General features: G+C 39.6%; 19 protein-coding genes. 10 read left to right on the top strand and 9 right to left on the bottom strand.

Translation table 11 applies throughout. The annotated features are described in order from the left end of the window. The first annotated feature begins 142 nt into the window (after positions 1-142). The 5 genes from pncB (at position 143) to AWW73_RS17820 (ending at position 5400) form a co-directional block, all read left to right on the top strand. Entirely contained in the window at positions 143-1357 is a 1215-nt protein-coding gene (gene pncB, locus AWW73_RS17840; RefSeq protein ID WP_062850320.1) for a nicotinate phosphoribosyltransferase, read from the top strand. A 147-nt stretch (positions 1358-1504) separates the two neighbouring features. Beyond that, complete coding sequence (locus AWW73_RS17835; RefSeq protein ID WP_057105789.1) at positions 1505-2353, top strand: sulfurtransferase; 849 nt, start codon at positions 1505-1507, stop codon at positions 2351-2353. Continuing rightward, on the top strand, positions 2350-3201 hold the full coding sequence (asd, locus tag AWW73_RS17830) for an archaetidylserine decarboxylase (RefSeq protein ID WP_062850319.1): 852 nt from the start codon (positions 2350-2352) through the stop codon (positions 3199-3201). Before AWW73_RS17835 ends, asd begins: the two co-directional genes overlap by 4 nt. Before the next feature lie 428 nt (positions 3202-3629). After that, entirely contained in the window at positions 3630-4850 is a 1221-nt protein-coding gene (locus AWW73_RS17825) for an acetamidase/formamidase family protein (protein ID WP_062850318.1), read from the top strand. Between the two features lie 130 nt (positions 4851-4980). Next, the gene (locus tag AWW73_RS17820) at positions 4981-5400 is read left to right on the top strand and encodes a hypothetical protein (protein WP_031949651.1); all 420 of its coding nucleotides are present in this window, start codon (positions 4981-4983) and stop codon (positions 5398-5400) included. A 71-nt stretch (positions 5401-5471) separates the two neighbouring features. Here AWW73_RS17820 and AWW73_RS17815 read toward each other — a convergent pair whose 3' ends face one another. Further along, positions 5472-6233, bottom strand: a complete 762-nt coding sequence (locus tag AWW73_RS17815; RefSeq protein WP_062850317.1) for an AcfC family putative adhesin — start codon at positions 6231-6233, stop codon at positions 5472-5474. A 236-nt stretch (positions 6234-6469) separates the two neighbouring features. On the opposite strand from AWW73_RS17815, the gene AWW73_RS17810 reads away from it, so the two are divergent. Further along, positions 6470-7666, top strand: a complete 1197-nt coding sequence (locus AWW73_RS17810; RefSeq protein ID WP_062850316.1) for an alpha/beta fold hydrolase — start codon at positions 6470-6472, stop codon at positions 7664-7666. Between the two features lie 67 nt (positions 7667-7733). On the opposite strand, the gene phoR is transcribed toward AWW73_RS17810, so the two are convergent. The 3 genes from phoR to AWW73_RS17795 all read right to left on the bottom strand — a co-directional run bounded on the left by phoR (position 7734) and on the right by AWW73_RS17795 (position 10738). Next, positions 7734-9092: a phosphate regulon sensor histidine kinase PhoR gene (phoR, locus tag AWW73_RS17805; protein WP_002121907.1), complete on the bottom strand. Its 1359-nt coding sequence runs from the start codon at positions 9090-9092 to the stop codon at positions 7734-7736. A gap of 9 nt (positions 9093-9101) precedes the next feature. Further along, positions 9102-9812 (bottom strand): phosphate regulon transcriptional regulator PhoB, encoded by a 711-nt coding sequence (gene phoB, locus AWW73_RS17800; protein WP_000650776.1) that lies wholly within the window; start codon positions 9810-9812, stop codon positions 9102-9104. A gap of 254 nt (positions 9813-10066) precedes the next feature. Beyond that, on the bottom strand, positions 10067-10738 hold the full coding sequence (locus AWW73_RS17795) for a TetR/AcrR family transcriptional regulator (protein ID WP_000224580.1): 672 nt from the start codon (positions 10736-10738) through the stop codon (positions 10067-10069). 212 nt (positions 10739-10950) lie between these two features. Between AWW73_RS17795 and AWW73_RS17790 the strand changes: the two genes are divergently transcribed. Continuing rightward, positions 10951-11784 carry an SDR family NAD(P)-dependent oxidoreductase gene (locus AWW73_RS17790; RefSeq protein ID WP_016143818.1) on the top strand — a complete coding sequence of 278 codons (834 nt, stop codon included), beginning with the start codon at positions 10951-10953 and terminating at the stop codon, positions 11782-11784. A 57-nt stretch (positions 11785-11841) separates the two neighbouring features. Here AWW73_RS17790 and AWW73_RS17785 read toward each other — a convergent pair whose 3' ends face one another. The 5 genes from AWW73_RS17785 to AWW73_RS17765 form a co-directional block, all read right to left on the bottom strand. After that, positions 11842-13209: an MATE family efflux transporter gene (locus AWW73_RS17785; RefSeq protein WP_062850315.1), complete on the bottom strand. Its 1368-nt coding sequence runs from the start codon at positions 13207-13209 to the stop codon at positions 11842-11844. A gap of 106 nt (positions 13210-13315) precedes the next feature. Further along, entirely contained in the window at positions 13316-14470 is a 1155-nt protein-coding gene (locus AWW73_RS17780; protein ID WP_062850314.1) for a pyridoxal phosphate-dependent aminotransferase, read from the bottom strand. A gap of 27 nt (positions 14471-14497) precedes the next feature. Next, on the bottom strand, positions 14498-15808 hold the full coding sequence (locus AWW73_RS17775; protein ID WP_062850313.1) for a DUF445 domain-containing protein: 1311 nt from the start codon (positions 15806-15808) through the stop codon (positions 14498-14500). Between the two features lie 13 nt (positions 15809-15821). Continuing rightward, positions 15822-16385, bottom strand: coding sequence for a CC0125/CC1285 family lipoprotein (locus tag AWW73_RS17770; RefSeq protein WP_004640061.1), 564 nt, complete (start codon positions 16383-16385; stop codon positions 15822-15824). A gap of 59 nt (positions 16386-16444) precedes the next feature. Then, a complete protein-coding gene (locus tag AWW73_RS17765; protein WP_062850312.1) occupies positions 16445-16984 on the bottom strand; it encodes a DUF924 family protein in 540 nt (179 codons plus the stop codon). A 168-nt stretch (positions 16985-17152) separates the two neighbouring features. On the opposite strand from AWW73_RS17765, the gene gshA reads away from it, so the two are divergent. From gshA to AWW73_RS17750, 3 genes are all read left to right on the top strand, one after another. After that, the gene (gshA, locus tag AWW73_RS17760) at positions 17153-18730 is read left to right on the top strand and encodes a glutamate--cysteine ligase (RefSeq protein ID WP_062850311.1); all 1578 of its coding nucleotides are present in this window, start codon (positions 17153-17155) and stop codon (positions 18728-18730) included. 16 nt (positions 18731-18746) lie between these two features. Next, the gene (locus AWW73_RS17755; RefSeq protein WP_062850310.1) at positions 18747-19268 is read left to right on the top strand and encodes a disulfide bond formation protein B; all 522 of its coding nucleotides are present in this window, start codon (positions 18747-18749) and stop codon (positions 19266-19268) included. 160 nt (positions 19269-19428) lie between these two features. Further along, a complete protein-coding gene (locus tag AWW73_RS17750) occupies positions 19429-22758 on the top strand; it encodes a type VI secretion system Vgr family protein (RefSeq protein ID WP_062850309.1) in 3330 nt (1109 codons plus the stop codon). The last annotated feature ends 3 nt before the right edge of the window (positions 22759-22761 follow it).

Here is a 22761-nt window from a genome sequence, read left to right as displayed (position 1 = left end):
TGAATTAACGTAGTTTAGCAGAATTTAAATTAAATGATTTTTAAAAGGAAATTTCATGGAACTGCAACAATGGTATAAAACCTCGCAATTCATCCATAAAAATATGCTTTAATGCTAAGAAGCAAGCGAATAATCATTGACTATGTCTCCAATTATCCATTCTTTACTAGATACAGACTTGTACAAATTTACGATGCTACAAGTGGTTTTGCATAAATTCCCGCAAACACATAGTGTCTATCATTTTCGTTGCAGAAACTTAGAAGATACAGTTTATCCGTTAGTGGATATTTTGGATGACTTAAACGAGCAACTCGACCATTTATGTAATCTCAAATATAAAGAAGACGAGCTACAATATTTACGAAAATTACGATTTATTAAAAGCGACTTTGTCGATTATTTAGAATTATTCCAACTCAAACGACGTTTTATTCAGGCAAGTATTGATGCCGAAGGTCGTTTGGATATTCGTATCGAAGGTCCGATGGTTCAAGCCATGATGTTCGAGATTTTTGTTCTGGCGATTGTAAACGAGTTATATTTTAGCCGTATCAAAACAGATCAAGTTTGGGCCGAAGGCGAACGCCGTTTACAAGCAAAACTCGAATTGATTCAGCAATATGAAAAAGCTCAGCAGCCGAATGATCCACCGTTTTTAGTTTCTGATTTTGGTACACGTCGTCGCTATAGCTTTGAATGGCAAAAACATGTTGTGGCAGCTTTTCATAAAACTGTACCAAATGTGTTTCGTGGTACAAGTAATGTATTACTGGCTAAAGAGCTTAACATTACACCAATTGGAACCATGGCACATGAGTTTTTACAAGCGTTTCAGGCGCTTGATGTCCGCTTGCGTGATTTCCAAAAAGCAGCTTTAGAAACATGGGTACAAGAGTATCGTGGCGATTTAGGAATTGCCCTAACTGATGTGGTGGGGATGGATGCCTTCTTACGCGACTTTGACCTTTATTTTGCAAAGCTATTTGATGGTTTACGTCATGACAGTGGCGACCCGTATGAATGGGGTGATAAGGCTTATGCACATTACCGTAAATTAAAAATTGATACTAAAACCAAAATGCTGACCTTTAGCGATGGTCTTGATTTGCCAAAAGCGTGGGAATTACATCAATACTTTAAAGATCGTTTTCAGGTGAGTTTTGGTATTGGAACTAATTTGACCAATGACATGGGGCAAAAGCCGCTCAATATTGTGTTGAAACTCGTTGAATGTAATGGTCAGTCAGTTGCGAAAATTTCTGATAGTCCAGGTAAAACCATGACTGATAACGATACGTTCTTGGCTTATTTACGTCAGGTTTTTGATATCGAAGAACTTGAAGAAGTGGTTTAAGTAGAAAATAGTCTCACTATTTTTATTTTTAAAACTGAGAATGCAGATATCTGATTTTCTGCTAAAGCGCAGCAGGAAATCAGAGTTTTTTAGATATATGCTTATGCTAAGATTGGAAATAAGCTGGTATAAAAAGAAACCATGACGATGACCCTCCCTGATTTTAAACTCGATTTATTAATAGAAGCAGAAGAGTTAGTGCCTTATTTAGGCAATGAATATATTCGTGTTGTGGATTTAAGCCGTGCATCGGTTTATGAACAACTCCATATTCCACATGCTATTCACTTACAGCCTAAATGGTTAGTGGCTCAGCACGAAGAAGCCACTGGTGTTTTGCCAGATGAAGCGGGTTTACAAGCACTTATTGAAAAATTGAATATTTCACCTAATCATCATGTCGTGGTCTATGACGATGAGGGCGGAGCATGGGCTGGGCGTTTAATCTGGAATTTGCACTGCTTAGGATTCACCCGTACCAGTTTAATTAATGGTGGTATCCATGCATGGTTAGGAGCAGGGTTGCCTACTACGGCAGAAGTCGAAAAATTTTCTCCTGTTGCAGACTTAATTCAGATTGATTTATCACATGCCGCGCAGTTCCGAGTGAATTATGAAGAGCTACGCAAACAAGTTGAGCAAGAAAGTGTGCAACTGTGGGATTGTCGCACAAGTGATGAATATAGTGGTGTCCGTTTAGCAGCGCGACGCGGCGGTCACATTCCAAATGCTCTCCATTTTGAATGGAGTACTGCACTTAATCGTGAAAATCATCTAAAATTGCATCCGCTTGAACGCACGCGGCAGCGCCTTGAACAACTTGGGTTCGATTTACAACAACCTGTAGTCGTGTACTGCCAGTCACATCACCGTTCCGGTTTGGCCTATATTTTGGCTAGACTCTTGGGCTGGGAAGCAAAAGCCTATGATGGTGCGTGGAGTGAATGGGGCAATCGCCTCGATAGTCCTATTATTACTGGAGAGTCACCATCGTGAGTTTCACATCTCGATTAAAAAAAGAATTATTTATTAAGGCACAAAACCTTGTACCACAGCATCAATTGAGCCGTGTGGTAGGTAAAGTTGCTGCGAGTGAAAATCCAGTTGTGAAAGCTGCTGTTATTCATGCGTTTAAAGCTAAATATGGAATTGATTTATCGATTGCTGAACAAGGCAATGCACTAAAATATAAATCTTTTAATGACTTTTTTACCCGTGCATTAAAAGAAGGTGTACGTTTGGTTGATGAAAATGCAGATAGCATCGTTTCACCGGCCGATGGCGCGATTTCCCAAATTGGTAAGATCACTGCGGGTGAAGTATTTCAAGCAAAAGGCCAAAGTTTCTCTGTAGAGAAATTAATTGGTGATCCACAACTTGCTCAGCCATTCCAAGACGGTGAGTTCGCGACTGTTTATTTATCACCGCGTGATTACCACCGTGTTCATATGCCGTTTGCAGGTACATTAACAGAAACGTTGTATGTACCGGGCGAGCTATTTTCGGTAAATCAGATGACTGCTGAAAATGTACCGGGACTATTTGCCCGTAATGAACGTATGGTTTGCTTGTTTGATACTGAACTTGGCCGTATGGCTGTTGTGTTAGTGGGTGCAATGATTGTTGCGGGTATTGAAACTGTGGCGACAGGTAAAGTGAAACCTTCAGGTCGTATTGAATTACAGCATCATCAGTTAAAGTTAGAGAAAGGTGCTGAGCTTGGACGTTTTTATTTAGGTTCTACCGCAGTTATTTTATTTGAAAAAGATAAGATCGAATGGGAACAACGTTTTAAAGCTGAGTCTGTGGTTGTAATGGGCGAGCGCATGGGACATACAGTTTAGTAAACGATATAACCCCTATAATATAAATAAACCCTGACTTTAATTAATCAGGGTTTATTTTTTGAATTAAGCTATATAAAAACACAATATATTATAATTTTTGGGTTTATATTATATAGAAATATAATTGTTATTAAGTGATCTAAATGAGTACTTTATATAGGCTAATCTATAAATATGTGTCTGAAGAGAGCAAAAATATTAATATAATTAAAAATTAATAAAGAAGAATATAGAGAAATATTTAAGTTAGACTTAAGTCGTAATTTTAATTTTATTTAAAGATAAGTAATTAAATATAAAAAAATTATTTAATTTTATAACTATGATTTGCTTTTTAGATATTGCATAGCCTTTAGCCTTGGCACAATGCTTGCTAACTATTCAGGACCTTACTGTAATTTTCATATTTTTTAGGTTCTGAAATCATGTTAAAAGTTAAACGCCTGACAGCTTCGGTTTTATCTGTACTTTGTATTTCACTCACCCATGCCAATGATTTTAAAGTTTTAAATCAAATTTCAAAACAGCCTACCCAACTTCAAAGTGGCGAATATAAAGGTAATTATTACGTTCCATCTACTTTAAATACCATTACATGGGGTTATTTGCCGAATCGGGATGCTAAACCCGTGCTTAATGTTCCGTCGGGTAGTGTTGTGACATTTGATACGGTTTCTCATGAAGGTTTGCTTGAAGACCAAGGGCGTAATGCTGAAAAGTTCTTTAAATCGAAGGGCGTAAATTCTAATGAAATATTGGAAGATGCAAAAACAATTACGCAGTCAAATTTAAAGCATGATTTTCATAAAGATGGGCCGCATATTGTCACAGGTCCTGTTGCAATCGAAGGCGCACAGCCCGGTGATATTCTGAAAGTTGAAGTGCTTAAAGTTGAGCCACGTGTTCCTTATGGCGTTATTTCAAATCGACATGGTAAGGGTGCTTTAGTCGGGGAGTTTCCTAAAAAAGCAAAGCAAGAAAACGCATCGGCTGAGTATCCTGAACGTTATGGAAACGTATCGATTTTCACCCCAATTGAAAAAAATGCACAAGGTGAATATGAAGGTGTATTAAAAACAGAATCGGGTAAATCAATACGTTTCCCACTGTATCCTTTTATGGGAATTATGGGGGTAGCAGCCAATACTTCTGAGCCTGTTCACTCTGTACCACCTGCAATGTATGGCGGAAATATTGATATTAATGAACTAGGTGCAGGTTCAACTGCGTATTATCCTGTTCAGGTCAAAGGCGCATTATTCTATACGGGTGATAGTCATTTCGCGCAAGGGGATGGTGAAGTAGCATTAACTGCACTCGAAGCTTCAGCACGTGCGACACTAAAATTTACTTTGCTCAAAGCAGGTAAAGATAGAATACCGGGCAAAGAGTTAAAACAACCTTTAGCTGAAAATGCTGAGTTTTGGATTACGCCGGGTCTTGATGAAGATCTAGATGAAGCGATGAAAAAATCTACACGTGAAGCCATTCGTTTCCTAAATCAAGAATATGGTATTGATGAAGCAACGGCTTATGCGTATTTAAGTGCCGCAACTGATTTTGAAGTTTCACAAGTTGTAGATAAAACCAAAGGGATCCATGCAAAAATCAGAAAAGCTGATTTTAAAGAGTTTGAGAGTAAATAATTGAGATGGCCTGAGCTTGGTATTTAAAATATTAAATACCAAGTTAATCTTATTTTAACTATTTATAAGTTTTATATATTTTATGATTAAGTATAATAAATCTCACATATGTTGATTAGTATAAGATCTAATGCAATCACTTCCGAACGTTCTACTATATCTTGCTGCACTATTAACATTCTGTGCCGCATTACTTCATTTTATTTGTGTGTTCTGGGGAGCAAATGGTTTTCGGGTTTTAGGGGCTGGTAAAAGTATTGTCCAGATGGCCGAAAGAGGTCACTGGTATCCTAATTTTACAGCTATAACTGTGGGATTAATTCTAACTGTATGTTCTATGTATGCCTTCTTTGCAGCAAAGGAAATACAGGTATTACCTTTTACTAAAATTATTTTGTCGCTTGTTGCAGCAGTGTTTCTTATCCGTGGTTTTGCTTTTCCATGGTTAAAGTCAAAATTTGTGGGAAATACTGATTTATTTTGGTATGTCAGCTCAGCTTTTTGTTTAATACTGGGCGCTTTATATGCCGCAGGTGTATATTTAATTTGAAACGAATATATTCTAGGTGAACTAGAGTGAATAATTTTAAAAAATGAAAGGGAGCTATGCTCCCTTTTTTATTATTTAGTCCAACCATATTTTTTGAAAATAATATTGCCTTGCTGAGACGATAAGAATTCTACAAAACGTTTAGCTTCAGCGTCTTTTAAACTATGTTTAGTCAATGCTACACCTGTATCGCGATAGACAACGAGCTCTGGTTCGATAGGGATAATTTGTCCCACGTCTGGATTACTGATTCCCCAAATATTAAAGACTAACCAAGCATCATAGCTGCTATTTTCTTCCCAGTTTTTCTTGGCAATTCCTGTGTTGACTGCATAGGTGACAATATTTTTTCGAACAGATTTGGTTAATTGAATATTCCCAGTTCTGCCAGCGATATCTTCCCACATACCGACTTGACCTGCACCATGCGTAACTAAAACTTTAACACCGGGTTTAGCGAGGTCTTTAAATCCTTTAATATTTTTAGGATTTCCTTTTCTCACTAAAATTGCTGCGGGGCGTAAATATAAAGGTTCTACCGAGTCTTTTATAATTTGCTCAGAAAAAGTATTTTCGAAATCCGACATCATGGCTTCGGAACCACTATAGATAACATCTGCATCTAGTTTCGCTTTTTCAGACCATTGAGCAGTAGGTCCAGAAGTCACATGGACTGCTATTCCTGTTTTATTGGTGAATTGTTTAGCGGCTTCTTTCATTGCAGGTGCTGGCCCACCAGGACCATATACTTGTACGTCTGCAAAGCTATGGATAGATAGTGAACCGACAATAAGATAAATCAGGTACTGTATAAATTTATATTGTTTTGACATTTTAATCGCTATAGTAATTAAGAAAATATCAGCATATATTTTTTATTATTTAAATGGGATTAATTTTTGCAACTATATTTATACTACCTATTTTTAAAATATCGTTTTATTAAATTTCAGTGATTATAATTTAATGTTTTTGAATTGAATATAATTATAGATGCTTTTATGGTAGTTTATACTTTATAAATTGATTATTTAAATAGATGTAATGTAAATAATAGAGGAGTAATCCCTTGATTAGAAAAAGTAATTCCTTTTTTAAAATTTTATTTAGCAGTGTTTGTTTGGTATCTGGTTCTGCTATGGCTGCTCCAATTACAGATTTGAGTAAGCAAATTGTGAGTGAAAAACCAGGTTCAATCCTCTCTATAGCACAGCAAGATGTGACGAATTTATTTCCTCATGCTGATCAGCGTTTATTGGTCAATTATCGTAGTCGAGGGATTCAGGGCGAACCTATTGTTGCATCGGCTTTTATTTTATTACCAAAAGGAACACCGCCAAAAAATGGCTGGCCGATATTGGCTTGGGCACATGGTACGACTGGAGTTGCTGATACTTGTGCACCTTCTGGTGATTATGCAGGTGGCCCAGTTCATTCATATCAAGAAGTGGCTTCAAAAGCTTTAGATGGTTGGCTTGCACGTGGTTATGCAGTTGTCGCACCTGATTATCAGGGACTAGGTACGTTAGGCGCACATCCCTATATGAATGCAAAGAGCCAGCTACATACAGTGGTCGATGCAGTGCGGGCATTACATGTGCTTAAACCCAAAGATTTCAATCCACAGTGGTTGGTGATGGGACATAGTCAAGGCGGAGCTGCGGCAATCGCAGTGTCTGCCTATGGTCAAAAAGATGCACCTGAACTAGATTTAAAAGGGGCAATCGCTCTTGCGCCAGGCGGCTATCAATATGAAGGCATTGCAGAATATGTGAAAAATAATCCGAACCCAGAACCTAGTGTGGCAGCATTTTTCCCGATTGTGTTGTTGGGAGCGCAAGCAGCAGAACCAAGCATTGTTCCTGAAAACTTAGTCAGTGCAGAAATGAACACGGTGCTAACTCAAGCGCGTAGTCGCTGTTTATCTGAACTTCAATCTGATTTGAAAAAATCTCCTTCTAGCATATTTCGCCCTAATGCAGACTTAAAACCTCTTTTGGCTTACTTAAAACAGCAGTCTATTGAAAATATGGTGCCGACCGTGCCATTAATGATTGTTCAAGGCTCTAAAGATCATTTAGTCGACCCTAGAGGCACATCTGCTTATTATCAACAGCTATGTAAATTAAAAAAACCAACTATTTATCAAACGATTGATGGTGGTGATCACCGTGATGCACTGCGTCAAAGTAATACTTTTGCCACTGACTTTTTGAATGTCATAGAGAAAAACCAGACAAAATCTTATTGCTCAAATTTTAAGTAAATTGGTTTAAATGCTACAAAAAAGCCGACTTTTCATGAGTCGGCTTTTTAAATGTGAGAGGGCAACTTTAGGTCATGTTATAGAGTCTTTCTTTTGGAAAAACTGCGGTAAAGGTTGATCCTTCGTTTTCTTTAGACTGTACATCTAAATAAGCGCCGTGTTGCATAAGCACGTGTTTTACAATCGCAAGACCTAATCCTGTACCACCTGTTTGACGGCTACGGTCACTGTCAACACGATAGAAGCGTTCAGTCAGTCGTGGCAAATGTTTAGGGTTAATTCCGATGCCTGTGTCTTGCACGCTAAAGTAAGCATGTTCACCATCATCATGCCAACCAATGGTAATAGTTCCACCTTTTGGCGTGTACTTGATGGCATTGGTAATTAAGTTACTAAACGCGCTGGCAATTTCCATGTCGGAACCAATCAGGTCACAGTGGCTATCAATATGTAAATTGAGCGTGTGTCCATAATCGGCATTGTAGGCCTGAGCATCATCAAATAATTGATTCATTAAACTCGGCATTTCGATAATCTGATTTTTTGCAATTTTCTTGTTATTTTCTAAATTCGATAACAGTAGTAAATCATTCACCAACGCATTCATACGCTTGGTTTGTGATTGCATTTGATCAAATGCACGTTTCCAGCGTGGGCTAATATCTTCCTGATCGGTAAAGGTTTCGATATAACCACTGAGCACCGTTAATGGCGTACGAAGTTCATGCGAAATATTATCGACAAAGTCTTTACGCATTTGCTCAAGGTTATGCATACGCGTCACGTCGTAAGCCACCAATAAACGACTTTCTCCACCAAATCTTGTGAGTTTAACCTGCACATAGCGGTCATCATCAAAATTGGAATGCAGCTTAATTCCATCAGGTGCCTGATCAATATTATTAAAATATTCAATAAAAGTAGGCTGGCGCAAAATCGTTAATAAGTTGCGACCGCGGTCGAGTGGACTGATACCCAATAATCGCTCTGCAGCAGGGTTCCACCACTCGATTTGATGTTGGTCATCAATAAGTACAACCGCTTCAGCAAGTGCGACCAAAGAAGATTGAGCGCGGTCAATTAAACCGACCATTTCGGCCTGAACAATTCGTTCTTGGCGCTGAGCACGGTAAACATTAAATAACAATGCCCCCCAAATCCCGTTAAGGTTTGGAGGCACGTCATATGGTTTATTGGCAATCCAGTCATTGACCAGATATAAAGAACGCAACTGGAGTGTAAAAAACACCACGAAGGCGATAAAGATACAACTCCAGAAATACCCAATACCGAAACCGACTAAACCGGCAATAATTAGAAAAAATAATAAAAGCCGTAAATCTTGTTTGGCAAACGTCCATAAACTACTGTAGCGAGAAAGTTTTTGTTCACGTACCTGTTCAGGGACGGGGTAGGGTTCATACATAAATCTTGGTTAACCTGCGGCTAAATCTGCACGTGTAGAGAAACGGTAGCCAGTTCCACGTACAGTCTGAACAAATCGGTCAACACCAAAAGGTTCTAAGACTTTACGCAAACGACGGATATGCACATCAATAGTGCGGTCTTCAATATATACATTACCGCCCCACACTTGATCGAGCAACTGGGCACGCGTATATGCACGCTCTGGATGGGTCATAAAAAACGCAAGTAAGCGATATTCTGTTGGACCCATATCTAAAATACTGTTGCCAAAGCTAACACGCTGGCTTACAGGATCAAGAATTAAACCATTGGCATCAATTGTTTTTTCACCACTTAATGCATTGGCACGGCGCAGAACAGCCTTAATACGAGAAACCAGTTCACGTGTTGAGAATGGCTTGGTCATGTAGTCATCTGCACCTGCATCAAGACCTTGTACTTTATGGTCTTCTTCTCCGCGGGCGGTCAGCATAATCACAGGAATTTCTGCGAGGTTCTCATCACGTTTTAAGCGGCGACATAAATCGACACCGCTTACGCCTCCAGGTAACATCCAATCAAGCAAGATAAGCGCCGGACGTTGGTCGACGATAATTTGATGAGCCTGTTTGGCATCTTCGGCCTGTAAGCATTGAAAGCCTGCCATGTCCAAAGAAGTATGGATCATTTCACGAATAGGAAGCTCATCATCGACAATTAAAATATAGTCATCTTTCACAGCGCAATATCCTATAGATTTAACGGTGAACCGTTTTGTAGTTATGACAGGCTTATTACAAAGATTAATTATGACAATTTCATTGCAGAAAAGTCTATAAAATTGAATTTAGCAATAATTTGTGACAAAACTAAGGCAAAGGTATGACCAAATTATGACATCTAACCCTCAAACTTTCTAAAGTCATTCAATAGGTTAACACAGTAATTGCTTAGTTGTTTTTTCACATTTTAAGCTGTCAAAAAACTTTAATATTATTTTGAAACCTGAGCTAATAAAGACAAGAAAACAATACGGCATGCGGTTAAAACCTGCTCAAGAGATTGCTCAAACCCTCCCATAACCCAACGAATCGCAATTTGAGTGACATACCCATTTAAGCCAGTTGCGATTAAAGAAAGCTCATTTTCATGGTGTTGAATTTGCGGCATAGTCAACATAACAAAGGCCTGAATCATGCGATCAAATTGCGCAAGTGTTTCTTGAATGGTGGCCTGATTATGTAATTCTTGTACCAAGACTGCATCGACATAGACAATACGAGCTAATCTCGGGTCATCTTTTAAAGTAGTTAGTAAAGCTCTTAAGCCAGCATCAACCATCTTTTCTGGATCGGGTGCAGCTTTAATCACGGCTTGCATCAGATTTTGCTGTAATTCTTCAATCATTTTTAAAAAGATGGTTTGGAATAAATCTTCACTCTTCTTAAATGATTCATAAAAATAACGTTCTGTGAGTTTTGCCTCTTGGCAGACATCTTTTACCGTCACTGAAAAAAAACCAAGGGTTCCGTAGGTCGCAATACCTGCTTCAATCAGTTTTTCACGGCGCGCCTCTTTACGTTCAGATAGAGATAAACCTTTGAACTGACGTTCTTTACTCACACTTTTTGTTTTCTTTTTACTGGTTGAGTCGTTAGTCGCCATAAATAAGTCGTTTCCTAAAGAATGATTGCCTAATTTATAGGTTTTGGCCAAATACGCTCACTATGATAAAGCGCTCAGAAGAATTGTGCCATTCTATCTGAAATTACAGTGTACTATATTGACAATGTGTATTGTCAAAATTATATTGAAGTTGTCTAAACTGCACATGCAATGAACTGACTGTGCAAATATCGAAAAACAAAGGATGGACAATGAAAAATTTTAAAAACAAAGTCGCTGCAATTACGGGCGCGGGTTCTGGCATTGGGCAACAGTTAGCAATTCTTTTGGCAAAACAGGGCTGCCATCTTTCGTTGAGTGATATTAATGAAAAAGGATTACAACAAACTGTCGAGCTTTTAAAACCATACAGCAATATTACTATTACCACCAAAAAGCTTGATGTGTCTGACCGTGAAGCGGTAAAGCAATGGGCACAAGAAACTGTGCAAGATCATGGCTCTGTTAACCTGATTTTTAACAACGCTGGTGTTGCATTAGGCTCAACTGTCGAAGGCGCCACCTACGAAGATTTAGAGTGGATTGTGGGGATTAACTTCTGGGGTGTCGTATACGGTACTAAAGAATTTTTACCATTCATTAAGCAGACTCAAGATGGCCATATTATTAACATCTCGAGCTTATTTGGTTTAACTGCTCAACCAACCCAATCTGGCTATAATGCAACTAAATTTGCTGTCCGTGGTTTTACCGAATCATTACGTCAAGAGTTGGATATTGAAAAAAGTGGCGTGAGTTCTTTGTGCGTACATCCGGGGGGAATTCGTACCAATATTGCTAAAGCTGCAAAAATGAGTGATAGCTTGAGTAGTTTGGGTATGGATCCGGCTAAATCGATTCAAAACTTTGATAAGTTTTTACGTACCCCACCAGAAGAAGCGGCTCGTCAAATCTTGGATGCTGTTTTGAAAAATAAACGCCGTTTATTGATTGGTAGTGATGCAAAATTTCTTGATGCATTGCAGCGTTTGTTCCCAACAGGATATCAACGTGCTTCAACCGTTGTGACCAAATGGATGAAATAAGATTTAAATTAAAAAAAGCCATCAAATGATGGCTTTTTTTATGTGGTTTGGATAGTTCTAAATAAGAACTTTGATCGTCTTTTTCTTCCAGATAAATTGATAATACAAACCTTGAATAATACATAAACTAACAAATGCCAAGGCATAGGCAACCCAAATACCTTTAAGTCCCCACATTGAGCTAAACCAGTAAGCACATGGAATTTCAATAAATAAAATGGCAGAGATGTTAATCAGCATTGGAACCGTCACGGTACCGCTCGCACGCATGATAGATGCAAAAATGGCACCTGCACCGAAGAATAAAATTGCCCAAAGTACAATAAATAAAAGCTGTTGACCTAACACCACCACAGTTGGGTCAGTAATAAACAAAGCCATTAAATATTTTGAAAATAGATAGCCAAGTGCAATTAAGGTACCTGTAAATAAAAAATTCATCCCCAAAGCGGTGCGGGTTACTCGCGCTAATAGATCTGATTTACCCGCACCAATCGCTTGCGCTGCAAAAATTGAAGCTGCAATTGAGATCGAAATCGCTGGAAACTGAATGTAGTTGAGCACCTGATTCACTGCACCATACGCTGCTGTAGCATGTGAACCATAATGGTTAACCAACCCAACAATCACTAAACCCGCCATTGAGGTCGTAATCATTTGAATACCGGTTGGGACACCTAAGCGCAAAATGATTTTGCTCAGTTCTGGATTGTGACGGATATGTTGCAGAAGCTGACGGTTCGGGCGAAGTGGATGATTTTTCTTGTTTAGATAAATCGCCAGAAAAATTAATATTGCGATATAACTAATAATTGATGCTATAGCAGGAGCAATAATCCCTAGGGCAGGAAAGCCAAAATAACCTTTGAGAAGAATTGGTGTAATAATTACGCCGATGACACTGGTTAAAGCTAGGGCCAGTAAAGGGGTAGTACTGTCTCCCACACCACGTAAAATTGAAGTATAGATAATATAAACGAACAGAAGAGGGCTACCCGCCAACATCCATTGTACATAAGGCAAAGCAAGATGCATTACTTTTGGGTCAGTACCTAAAAGCTCCAAAATATCATGGGCGAAAAACACACCGATAATCGCGGTAATAATTCCACCAATGATGGTCATAAACAGAGTAGAACCGACCACACTTTGGACTTTCTCTATATTTTGCGCACCCCATGCTTGCCCGACTAAAACAGTCGTACCCGTTGAAATCCCGATAATAAAAGCGAGTAGCAAAAATAAGATAGGGAAATATACAGAAACTGCCGCAATTGCATCTACTCCCATCATTTGACCAACAAAGATGGTGTTAATCGTTCCGGACAAGTTCTGCAAAATATTGGTTGCAATCAGGGGTAGCAAGAAAACAAAAAATGTTTTCCATAGATTTTGCTGATGAATTAAAGACTGTCTTGGTGGCATGCATTCTCCATCGCCCATCTCTTTGATGAGCGGGGCAGATATCCAACTTAGCATAGTTAGAGCAAATGGCTTGTAGTGTTTTTACTATGCTAAGTGGCTAAATTTATTAACATTGATTCAGAATTTCTCCTGCTTTTTGCAATGTCTCATCATTTTTAGCAAAGCAGAAACGAATCAAACGCAAAGACTCCGGCGCTTGCTTGTAGAAAACCGAAACTGGGATAGCCACAATCTTATGTTGTTCTGCTAGAAACTGGCACATTTCAACATCGTTTAAGTCGGGTCTAATTTGACTGTAATCGAGATTTTGGAAATAAGTACCTTGAGACGGTTTTAGCAAGAAACGGCTATGGTGAATCGCCTGATTAAAATGATCTCGCTTAGTTTGGTAAAACTGTGGAAGCTCTTGAATATGTTCTGGATGTTGCTCCATATATTGCGCTAGAGCAATCTGACAAGGTGTCGTGCCACAGAAATTCGCATATTGGTAAATTTGGCGGAATAAACGCATTAACTCAGGTGAAGCGACGCAATAACCTGTTTTCCAGCCTGTTACATGAAAGGTTTTTCCAAAAGAACCAATCACAAAGCTACGCTCTCTGAGCTCTGGAAAATGTAATGCGCTGAAGTGTTGTTGACCATCAAAGACCAAGTGTTCATAGACTTCATCGGATAAAACCACAATGTTTTTATCTTGAATTAGTTCAATGAGTTCTAACCAATCCTGTTTTGCCCAGATGGTACCTGTTGGATTATGGGGAGTATTCACCACAATCATTCGAGTTTTATCGTTAATCAGATCTTTAACCTGTTGCCAGTTCACCTTAAAATCGGGTGCTTCAAGAGCGATGTGAATGGCTTTACCACCTGCTAACTGCACGGATGGGCCGTAGCTGTCGTAACTTGGATCAAAAATAATAACTTCATCACCCGCATTAATGCATGCCTGTATGGCACAAAAAATTGCAATGGTTGCGCCGGGAGTAATCGTGATTTGCGTGACAGGATCTAGTTGAAGTTGGTCGCGTTGCTGAAATTGTAAAGCAAGCTGTTCACGTAAAGCGAGAATACCATCGCCGGGTGGATATTGATTATGTCCAGCCAAAGTCGCCTGAGATAAGGCTTCCAGTAAGGCTGGTGGAGCCGAAAAATCTGGAAAACCCTGTGACAGGTTGAGTGCACCTAGTCGATGTGCCATTGCCGTCATGGTGCTAAAAATCGTCACGCCTTGAGTGGCCAATTTTGACTGAAGCTGTAGCATATTGTTCTCTTATAAAAATATTTAAAGTTATAAAATTGATTCAATCACTGCCCGAATTACACCGAGTGTTAAACCAATAAATGCCCCGACTACAACGCCGTTCACACGGATCATATGTAAGTCGCCACCGACTTCGTTTTCAATTTTTCCAATCATTTCGCGCGAATCCCATTCATGAATGCGTTCGCTGACATAGCGTATGATTTTATGGCTATATTGGTCTGTAAAATTCAGCGCAAGGCCTGTCATTTCTTTGTTTAACACTTCACGTACTTTGGCATTTTGAACAAGATTTTCACCCAGTTGCTGAATAGCAGCCCGAAGGTTCATTGCAATACCTGAGTCTTTTTTCATTAAATCTTCTTTAATGGCATCACACAAAATGGTGACGGCACCACTGATGAAATTTAGGACTTGAGGGCTGTCTAAAAGGGCATCTTTACCGCTGTTTAGGCGTTGGCTGGCAGCACTGTCTGGTTTTGCTAGCTCAAGCATGAGCGAGTGGGCAATGGTTTCAATTTCTTGTCGCCATGGGTGTTCAGGGTCTGCCAACATTGATTCTACTTTTTCAACGAGTGAGTCGATGGTGCGTTGTTGAACATCAATGCCAATCCAGCTTGCACCTTTTGCAAGGGACCAGACACCCAGTGCTTTAAACATCTTTCGGGTTAACTCACGGGTTTTATCTGGGTTTTGTACCACCCACTCATGGGCGATATCGAGACCACGCTGTAAAACGTCTTGGTGGAAGTCATTTTCCAATACTGCGCGGAGCATTTCACTTGCGAGTTTATTGACTTCGGTATTACGTACCCATTGCACACTATTGTTTTGCACAAAGTTGGCAATTTGAACTTGGCTAACAAACTCAAAAATTTTCGGAACAGTTTGCTGAATAAGCTGTACCACTTGCGTATTGTTTTGTGGACTTGCTAGCCATTGACCAATTGCGAGGCTTAAGTCAGTTTTTTCTAAGCTTCGTTCTACCACTTGAGGCGAAAGAAAATTTTCCTGTACAAAACGGCCCATTGACTCTGCAATGCGAGCTTTGTTGCGCGGAATAATCTCGGTGTGGTCCCTTAAAAAATTAGGAATTGGTAATTTACCAAAAGGGTTCCGAAACAGAACGGTAATCGCGTACCAGTCGGCTAAACCACCGACTACACCAGCTTCTGCCCCTAACATTAAAATATGAATAAAACCTGTGTACTCTGGCAGAAAACGATCAGCCACCATCAGTGCAATCCACAGCACAACGACAATAATAAGCGCCAGAGTAGCAAAATATTTGCTACGTTTTAGACTGGGCACGTGGTGAACTTCTTCTGCCATGTTCATAAATTTATCCTATTCATTTTTGTTTTACTGGAGGCTCAGGCGGTGGCAACAGCTCTCCTGTCGGACTCAATCCATATTTTTGTCCGATTGATTTCAAGATCAAGGTTGCATCAAAAGCATCCTGAGGAGCCTGCTTCTGATCCCGATAACATTCAATAGTATACGACACTTGAACAGGATCGATATTGACCACTTGTGGGTAATCATAGAACGGATCATGCCAGAAACCCGGGTAACGACGACCGTAACCATATGGGTAAAAACTTGGAGCAGATGGGTAAACCACGGCTTGACGTGGCGGTTTCTGACTTTGATTACTTGGGTCATTTTGCACTTTAAAAAAGCGGAAGCCTTTTTGTACCGTCGTTTGTGCTGATTTTACCAAAGTGATTTCTTCAGCTGCGCCATAACTCATATTCGGGTCGGCTTGAAAACTAATCCGAAAAGTTTGGGCATTTAAAGGATATGCTGAAAACTGACCAAGCTGATCAAAGGTTCTTGGTTTACTTGGCGTTGTTGCACAAGCAGTTAAAGTTAAGGCAGTGCCTAAGGCTAAACAAAGAGAGAGATATTTCATGATGAACTCCCAGCTGAGTATTAGAAAATAGATGACTCAGCGTTAAAAATTAAGAATTTTTAAAAACTACTGTTTGGTTCTAATAAAAATTCGGTTTCCTCTGGAGTGGAGACACGTCCAAGAATCGCATTGCGATGAGGATAACGACCAAAGCGATCGATAATCACTTTATGCTTTTTCTCAAAGCTTAAATTAATTTCATTGCCGAGGCGTTGAAATAGTTTCAAGGCAAACTCATGGATCGATTTTGATTCACTATGCATAAACGGCATATATAAAAAAGAGCGTTGCTCTGGATTAAGCTGTGCATCTAATTGCAAGCTAATGGCTTCTTGTGACAAAGCTAATGCCAAGCTGTCATAAGCAAAAGATTGTGGTTGATCACGATAAATGTTGCGAGAAAACTGGTCTAGTACAATAATCTCTGCCAGACGGCCTTCAGCCGTTTTTCGCCAAGACCAGAGTTCTGCTTGAGTTGCCTGTCGATGAACGTCAGAAAAATTTTCACAAATCTTTTTGTCAAAATCATCACTTTTTGCAAACCAAAGTGAACGGTGTTCAGGTGAAAACCAGAAGTTTAAAATGTCTTGATCGTTCATGATATTGACAACTCTTTAGCAATTATTCTTCAATAAAATCACAATTCTTTCGTGTCTTAAATAACAAGATTGTGATAAAAATTGCCAAACTGGAATGATGTGATTATATAAGTAACCGTATCATCTCACGATTTTGTATATAGTGATCTTTAATAAGCGAGCAAATGCATGAGTCAACCCACTACACCATCTCAATCAGTTATTCCTGCTTGGGTGGATTCGTCGCTACTACAAGGCATGTTACGTGGAATAGAGCGTGAAAGCCTACGTATGCAAAGTAATGGGTTCTTATCGCAAGAGTTACATCCAAAAGCATTAGGTTCGGCTTTAACACATCCGCAAATTACGACTGATTATTCAGAAGCATTGATGGAGTTTATTACTTCTCCAAAGCCAACCATTGGTGAAGCTTTACATGAGCTCACCGATATCCATGCCGTTGTGCATCGTCATTTAGAAAATGGTGAAAAACTTTGGCCGCTATCTATGCCATGTATGTTAGATGACAATGAAGAACGTATTCGTCTAGCGCAATATGGCACTTCTAATATTGGTCGTTTTAAAACACTATACCGTCGTGGGTTAGGAATACGTTATGGTCGTCGTATGCAGACGATTTCAGGTGTGCATTACAATTTATCTTTTCCAGATACGCTTTTTGCTGAGTTGCAGGCTCATGAAACTGACGAACAATTAAAATCATTAAGTTTGCAGGATTATCGTAGCCATCGTTATTTTGGTCTTATTCGTAACTTTATCCGTTTAACACCACTGGTTATGTTCTTGGTAGGTGCCAGTCCAACGGTATGTCGTTGTTTCTTGACCGGACATAAACATCAGTTGTTGCCTTTAATCAAAGGTTCATACTATTTACCGTATGCTACAGCTTTACGTATGGGGCGATTGGGCTATCAAAACTCAGCCCAAAAAAGCTTAGGTATTCATTACAACAATTTGACTGGCTATCTGGATGGTTTACAAAAAGCCGTTCATTCTCCTTACCCACCATTTAGCCGTTTAGGGTTAAATGATGCCGCTGGTGAGCCGTTGCAAATTAATGATCATGTTTTGCAGATCGAGAATGAATATTACAGTCTTGTACGTCCAAAACAGGTGCCTCAAGCGGGTGAAACGCCGTCTCAAGCCTTGAAAAATCGAGGAGTGGGTTATGTTGAACTACGTGCTGTTGATGTAAACCCATATTCGTCAATTGGCGTTGATGAAACGACGGCTGGCTTCCTTGAAGTGTTAGCACTTTATTGCTTGTTAAGTGATAGCCCGGAGCTGTTAGGCCCTGAGCAAGATTTGATTGAAAAGAACCAGACTGAAGTGGTGAATCGTGGCCGAGCGCCGAATGCAACCATTACAGATTTAAACGGGTCTTATCACATCGAAGATTGGGCACGTTTGTATATTGCTCAGATGCAAGGTTGTGCGCAGTTACTCGATCAGACCTATGCAACAGAGCTGTATGGTTCTGCGTTAGCAATCATGCAAGCAAGAATTGATGAAGTTGATGAAACTTTGTCAGCCCATGTTATTGACGATACGTTAAAGCATGGTGGAACTTGGAGTTTTGGTAGCCACATGGCCCAGTTACATGCTGAAAGTTATGAGGAGCATGAGCTTAGTGTGGAAACCTTGAAACATTTTGAGCAATTGGCTGCACAATCTTTACAGCAGCAAGAACAACTTGAGCAAGATACTCAGGTCAGTTTTGACCAATATCTTGAACAATATCGATAATAAAATGAGGTTTTACATGCGATTAAGTTACCGTTTGGTGAGTGGACTACTTGTTTTAGCAAGTATTGTCGGCATGTCTTTTGCGTTGTATCTGGAACATGTAAAAGGTTTGGAGCCATGTCCGCTCTGTATTTTTCAACGTGTTGGCTTAATGGCAATGGGCCTTGTGGCACTGATTGCATTTTTGCATAACCCTGTTTCCAATGCGGTTAAACGCTTTTACGCATTTTTGGCTGGCATCGCAATTTTATGGTCAGTGGGTGTAGCGGGGCGTCATGTCTGGCTACAACATTTACCACCTGATCAAGTGCCAAGCTGTGGTCCAGGTTTAAACTATTTAGTTGATGCCTTACCAATGAAAACAGTTTTGCAAGAAGTATTGTCAGGTTCAGGTGAATGTGCAGCAATTGACTGGACCTTTTTAGGCCAGTCTTTACCAGTCTGGTCATTGGTTTATTTCATTTTGCTATTACTCGTATGTTTATGGCAATTGTTCCGTTTTTATCCAGTGTTTAAGACTGCTAAAAAAAGAGTTTAAACAGATTAAAAAAAAGCCCAACATGAAGTTGGGCTTTTTTATTGTTTTAGAATTAATCAAAATATAAAAAAACGAATTGAAAAAAAGCATAATATTGTAGACAGATGGGTCTGTTTTTTATAAAGTGCAGCCGTTTATATATCCTTATGATTATAAAAAAATGCTTTTTAATATTTTTAGTGTATTGGAAAAAATAGGATTAAGCGCACAGAAACGTGCGATCCACGTGCAATTTTCTAATGAATTGCTCAATCACCAAGTTTTTTTACAACGTATAGAAGGCCAACATCAGCTAAATGGGGGAATTGAAGCTGAGTTAATTTGCCTTTCGACGAGTGCCCAAATTGCATTGAAGCAGTTTATAGGCGTTCAGGTTGCTGTTGATCAGGTTACAGATTCTGGACAATTATTTCGAACTACAGGAATTGTGACTGAAGCCAGTTATGGTCAAAGTGATGGTGCTTTAACACTTTATAAATTGACCTTAAAAGACGCGACAAATTTATGGCACAAACGCCGTAACAGTCGTGTTTTTATGAATAAAAGTATTGTAGAAATTACCGAAGTTCTATTCAAAGAGTGGCAAGAAAAAAGTCCACTTTTTGCGACAAGTTTAAGCCTAGACCTGAGTGGGTTAAGCCAGAGTTATGATACTCGTCCATTTAGCATGCAGCATAATGAATCCGACTATGACTTTCTTACGCGTTTATGGCGAAGCGAAGGCGTGAGTTGGCTAATTGATGAATCAGAACTTTTCGTTCCCCATTTTACTGCTCCGGTACAGGCCCAAAAGCTTAGATTAATTGATGATAATAACCAGTACCAAGCTTTAGCACGCCGTAGCATTCGCTATCACCGCAGTAGTGCGACAGAATATCAAGATAGTATTACGGGTTTTGTTGCGGTGCGGAGTCTGCAACCGACTGCGGTACATGTGCAACGCTGGCAGCCCGATGCCTTATCACAAGAAGAAGGCGCTGGTTCCGTCATCACGACCCATACACATTCAGATAACTTTGATTCAGCGAGTTTAAGCCTTGAGCAAGCATGGCACATGAGTCCTGCTTGGATGCAAGATTTAAAAGGTGAGGATCAAGCTACTGCTTCAACTAGTAATCAGCTAGAGAAACTGAATCAGCAATTTAATGACATGTATGCCAGTCAGGCCAAATACTTTAAGGCTTATAGCAGTGTTCGAGATAGCCAAGTCGGCTATTGGTTTAATTTTCGAGAGCATCCTGAAATTGATCAACATGAAGGGGCTGATCAAGAGTTCCTGATTATCGCTAAAAATTTCTACAACCAAAACAATTTACCAAAAGATTTGCATCAACAAGTTAGTCAGTTACTCACCCAAAGTCGATGGGATAAACATGGTTATGATGATATTGAGCGTCAAGGTAATGAGCTGACCTTAATACGCCGTCAAATTAAAACTGCACCTGAATATAATCCAGAACAGCATCGACCAATTGCTTATCCACAAAGAGCGAAAGTCGTGGGGCCAGAGGGAGAGACCATTCATGTCGATGAATGGGGTCGTATCAAAGTACGTTTTCTATTTACCCGTAGTGATGATCATGGGCATGATGGTGGCGCAGGTAGCAATGACAATGATACCGACTCAGCTTGGGTGGATGTACTGACTCCTTGGGCAGGCGAAGGCTATGGAGCACGTTTCTTGCCACGTATCGGTGAAGTGGTGGTCATTGACTTCTTTGATGGCAATATTGACCGTCCATTTGTGACGGGGCGTATCCATGAAGCGCAGCGTTCGCCAACCAAGTTCGATGTGAAAGGGCAGCTTCCAGATACTAAAAAACTCAGCGGTATTCGTAGTCAGGAAGTTAATGGTAGCGGGTTTAACCAATTACGCTTTGATGACACAACGGGGCAAATTAGTACCCAATTACAAAGTAGTCATGCAGCAACACAGCTGAATTTGGGTAATTTAAGCCATCCGAAAGAACAAGAAACGAGCCAAGGCCGTGGAGAAGGCTTTGAGCTTAGAACAGATGCTTGGGGAGCTGTGCGTGCGGGCAAAGGCATGCTCATCAGTACCTATGCACAAGAGCAAGCGATTGCAGACCATCTAGAGGCCGCACAAGCACAATCCTTACTTTCACAAGGTTATGAAAGCATGAAAATGCTCAGTGAAGTTGCAGCCAAGCAACAAACTGATGCTTTGAATGTAATTAATCGCTTACCCAAATTCATCCAGTCACTTGAGCTAAAAACTACAGGACAAGCATTAGATAGTACGGTGAATCTATTTAAAGAAGGAATTAATAACGATCCTATTCACGCCTTAAAAGACTGTGGTGGCTTTATTCAAGATATTGGCGCGCTAGGGGGAAATGCAAAAGGCGTTGTGGACGAATTTAATTCTTTCTTTAGTGATGCCAAAGATGCGGTAGAAAACTTAAAAGCATTTATTGAAAATGTTGAAGAGCATGGTGCCGACATCGTTAAAGGAAAACTTGCTAGCATTAAAGACCGCATTCATAAAAATCCATTTGAAAGTATTCAAGAAGTTGGAAAAGTCTTAGCTAATGTCGAGACTAAAGACTTTGACATGATGAGTGTATGTGGAACGTTTAGTAAAGGCAGTAAATTGGAAGTATCACCTTCTAAAGCATTAATTTCTTTGCAAGGCTTTATGGAGGGTTATACCCAAGGTTTAGAAAGTAGTTCCGATACTAAACAGCAAGAACAAGGCAAAATTTTTAGACAAGCGCTTATGTTATTAGCATCGCCAAATGGCATTGCTTTGACGACACCTGAAAATATTATTTTGCAAGCTTCGCAAGATATTGCCGAAAGTGCTAGTGGCTCAATTAACTTAAGTGCACAGAAAAATATTATTGGGCATGCACAAGACAAAATAAGTTTGTTTGCTGCGCAAAAAGGTTTTCGTGCTTATGCAGCAAAAGGAAAGCTCGAACTACAAGCACAAGACGATGCCATTGAAGCAATTGCTAAAAAGATCATCAAGCTCATTTCTACTGAAGAAAAAATCGAGCTTACGAGCCCAAAAGAAATTGTTTTAACAGCGGGTGGATCTCAGCTCAAAATTAATGCGGATGGCGTATTTTCAACAACGGGCGGTAAGTTTGAAAGTAAAGCTGGGCAGCATTTGTTTACGAGTGGAGCAACAGTAAATGCTGAGTTGCCGAAAATGCCGGCAACTGGGATGTATAGTATGAGATTTGATTTAAGTCAAATATTTGATACTAAAATATTAAAAAATATGAAGTATAAATTAATTAATCATTCTAAGAAAATTGAAGCTGTATATGAGTTTGAGCAAGAAAGTAGCGCGAGAGTTTACAGCGATTCTGTTGATAATGTAGAACTCGCTTTAGTCCCAGGAGCTTATTTAACAGAAATTAAAGAGCTGATGCTTGGACAGGAAGCTGAATCACTAGATGGTGAGGAGATTGATGGCTGTGGATGTGGAATTGATCATGAGCATACATATAATGATTAGGAG

The sequence above is a fragment of the Acinetobacter lactucae genome (assembly GCF_001605885.1).
Classification (GTDB): Bacteria; Pseudomonadota; Gammaproteobacteria; order Pseudomonadales; family Moraxellaceae; genus Acinetobacter; species Acinetobacter lactucae.
This window is presented reverse-complemented; position numbering and strand designations above follow the sequence as displayed.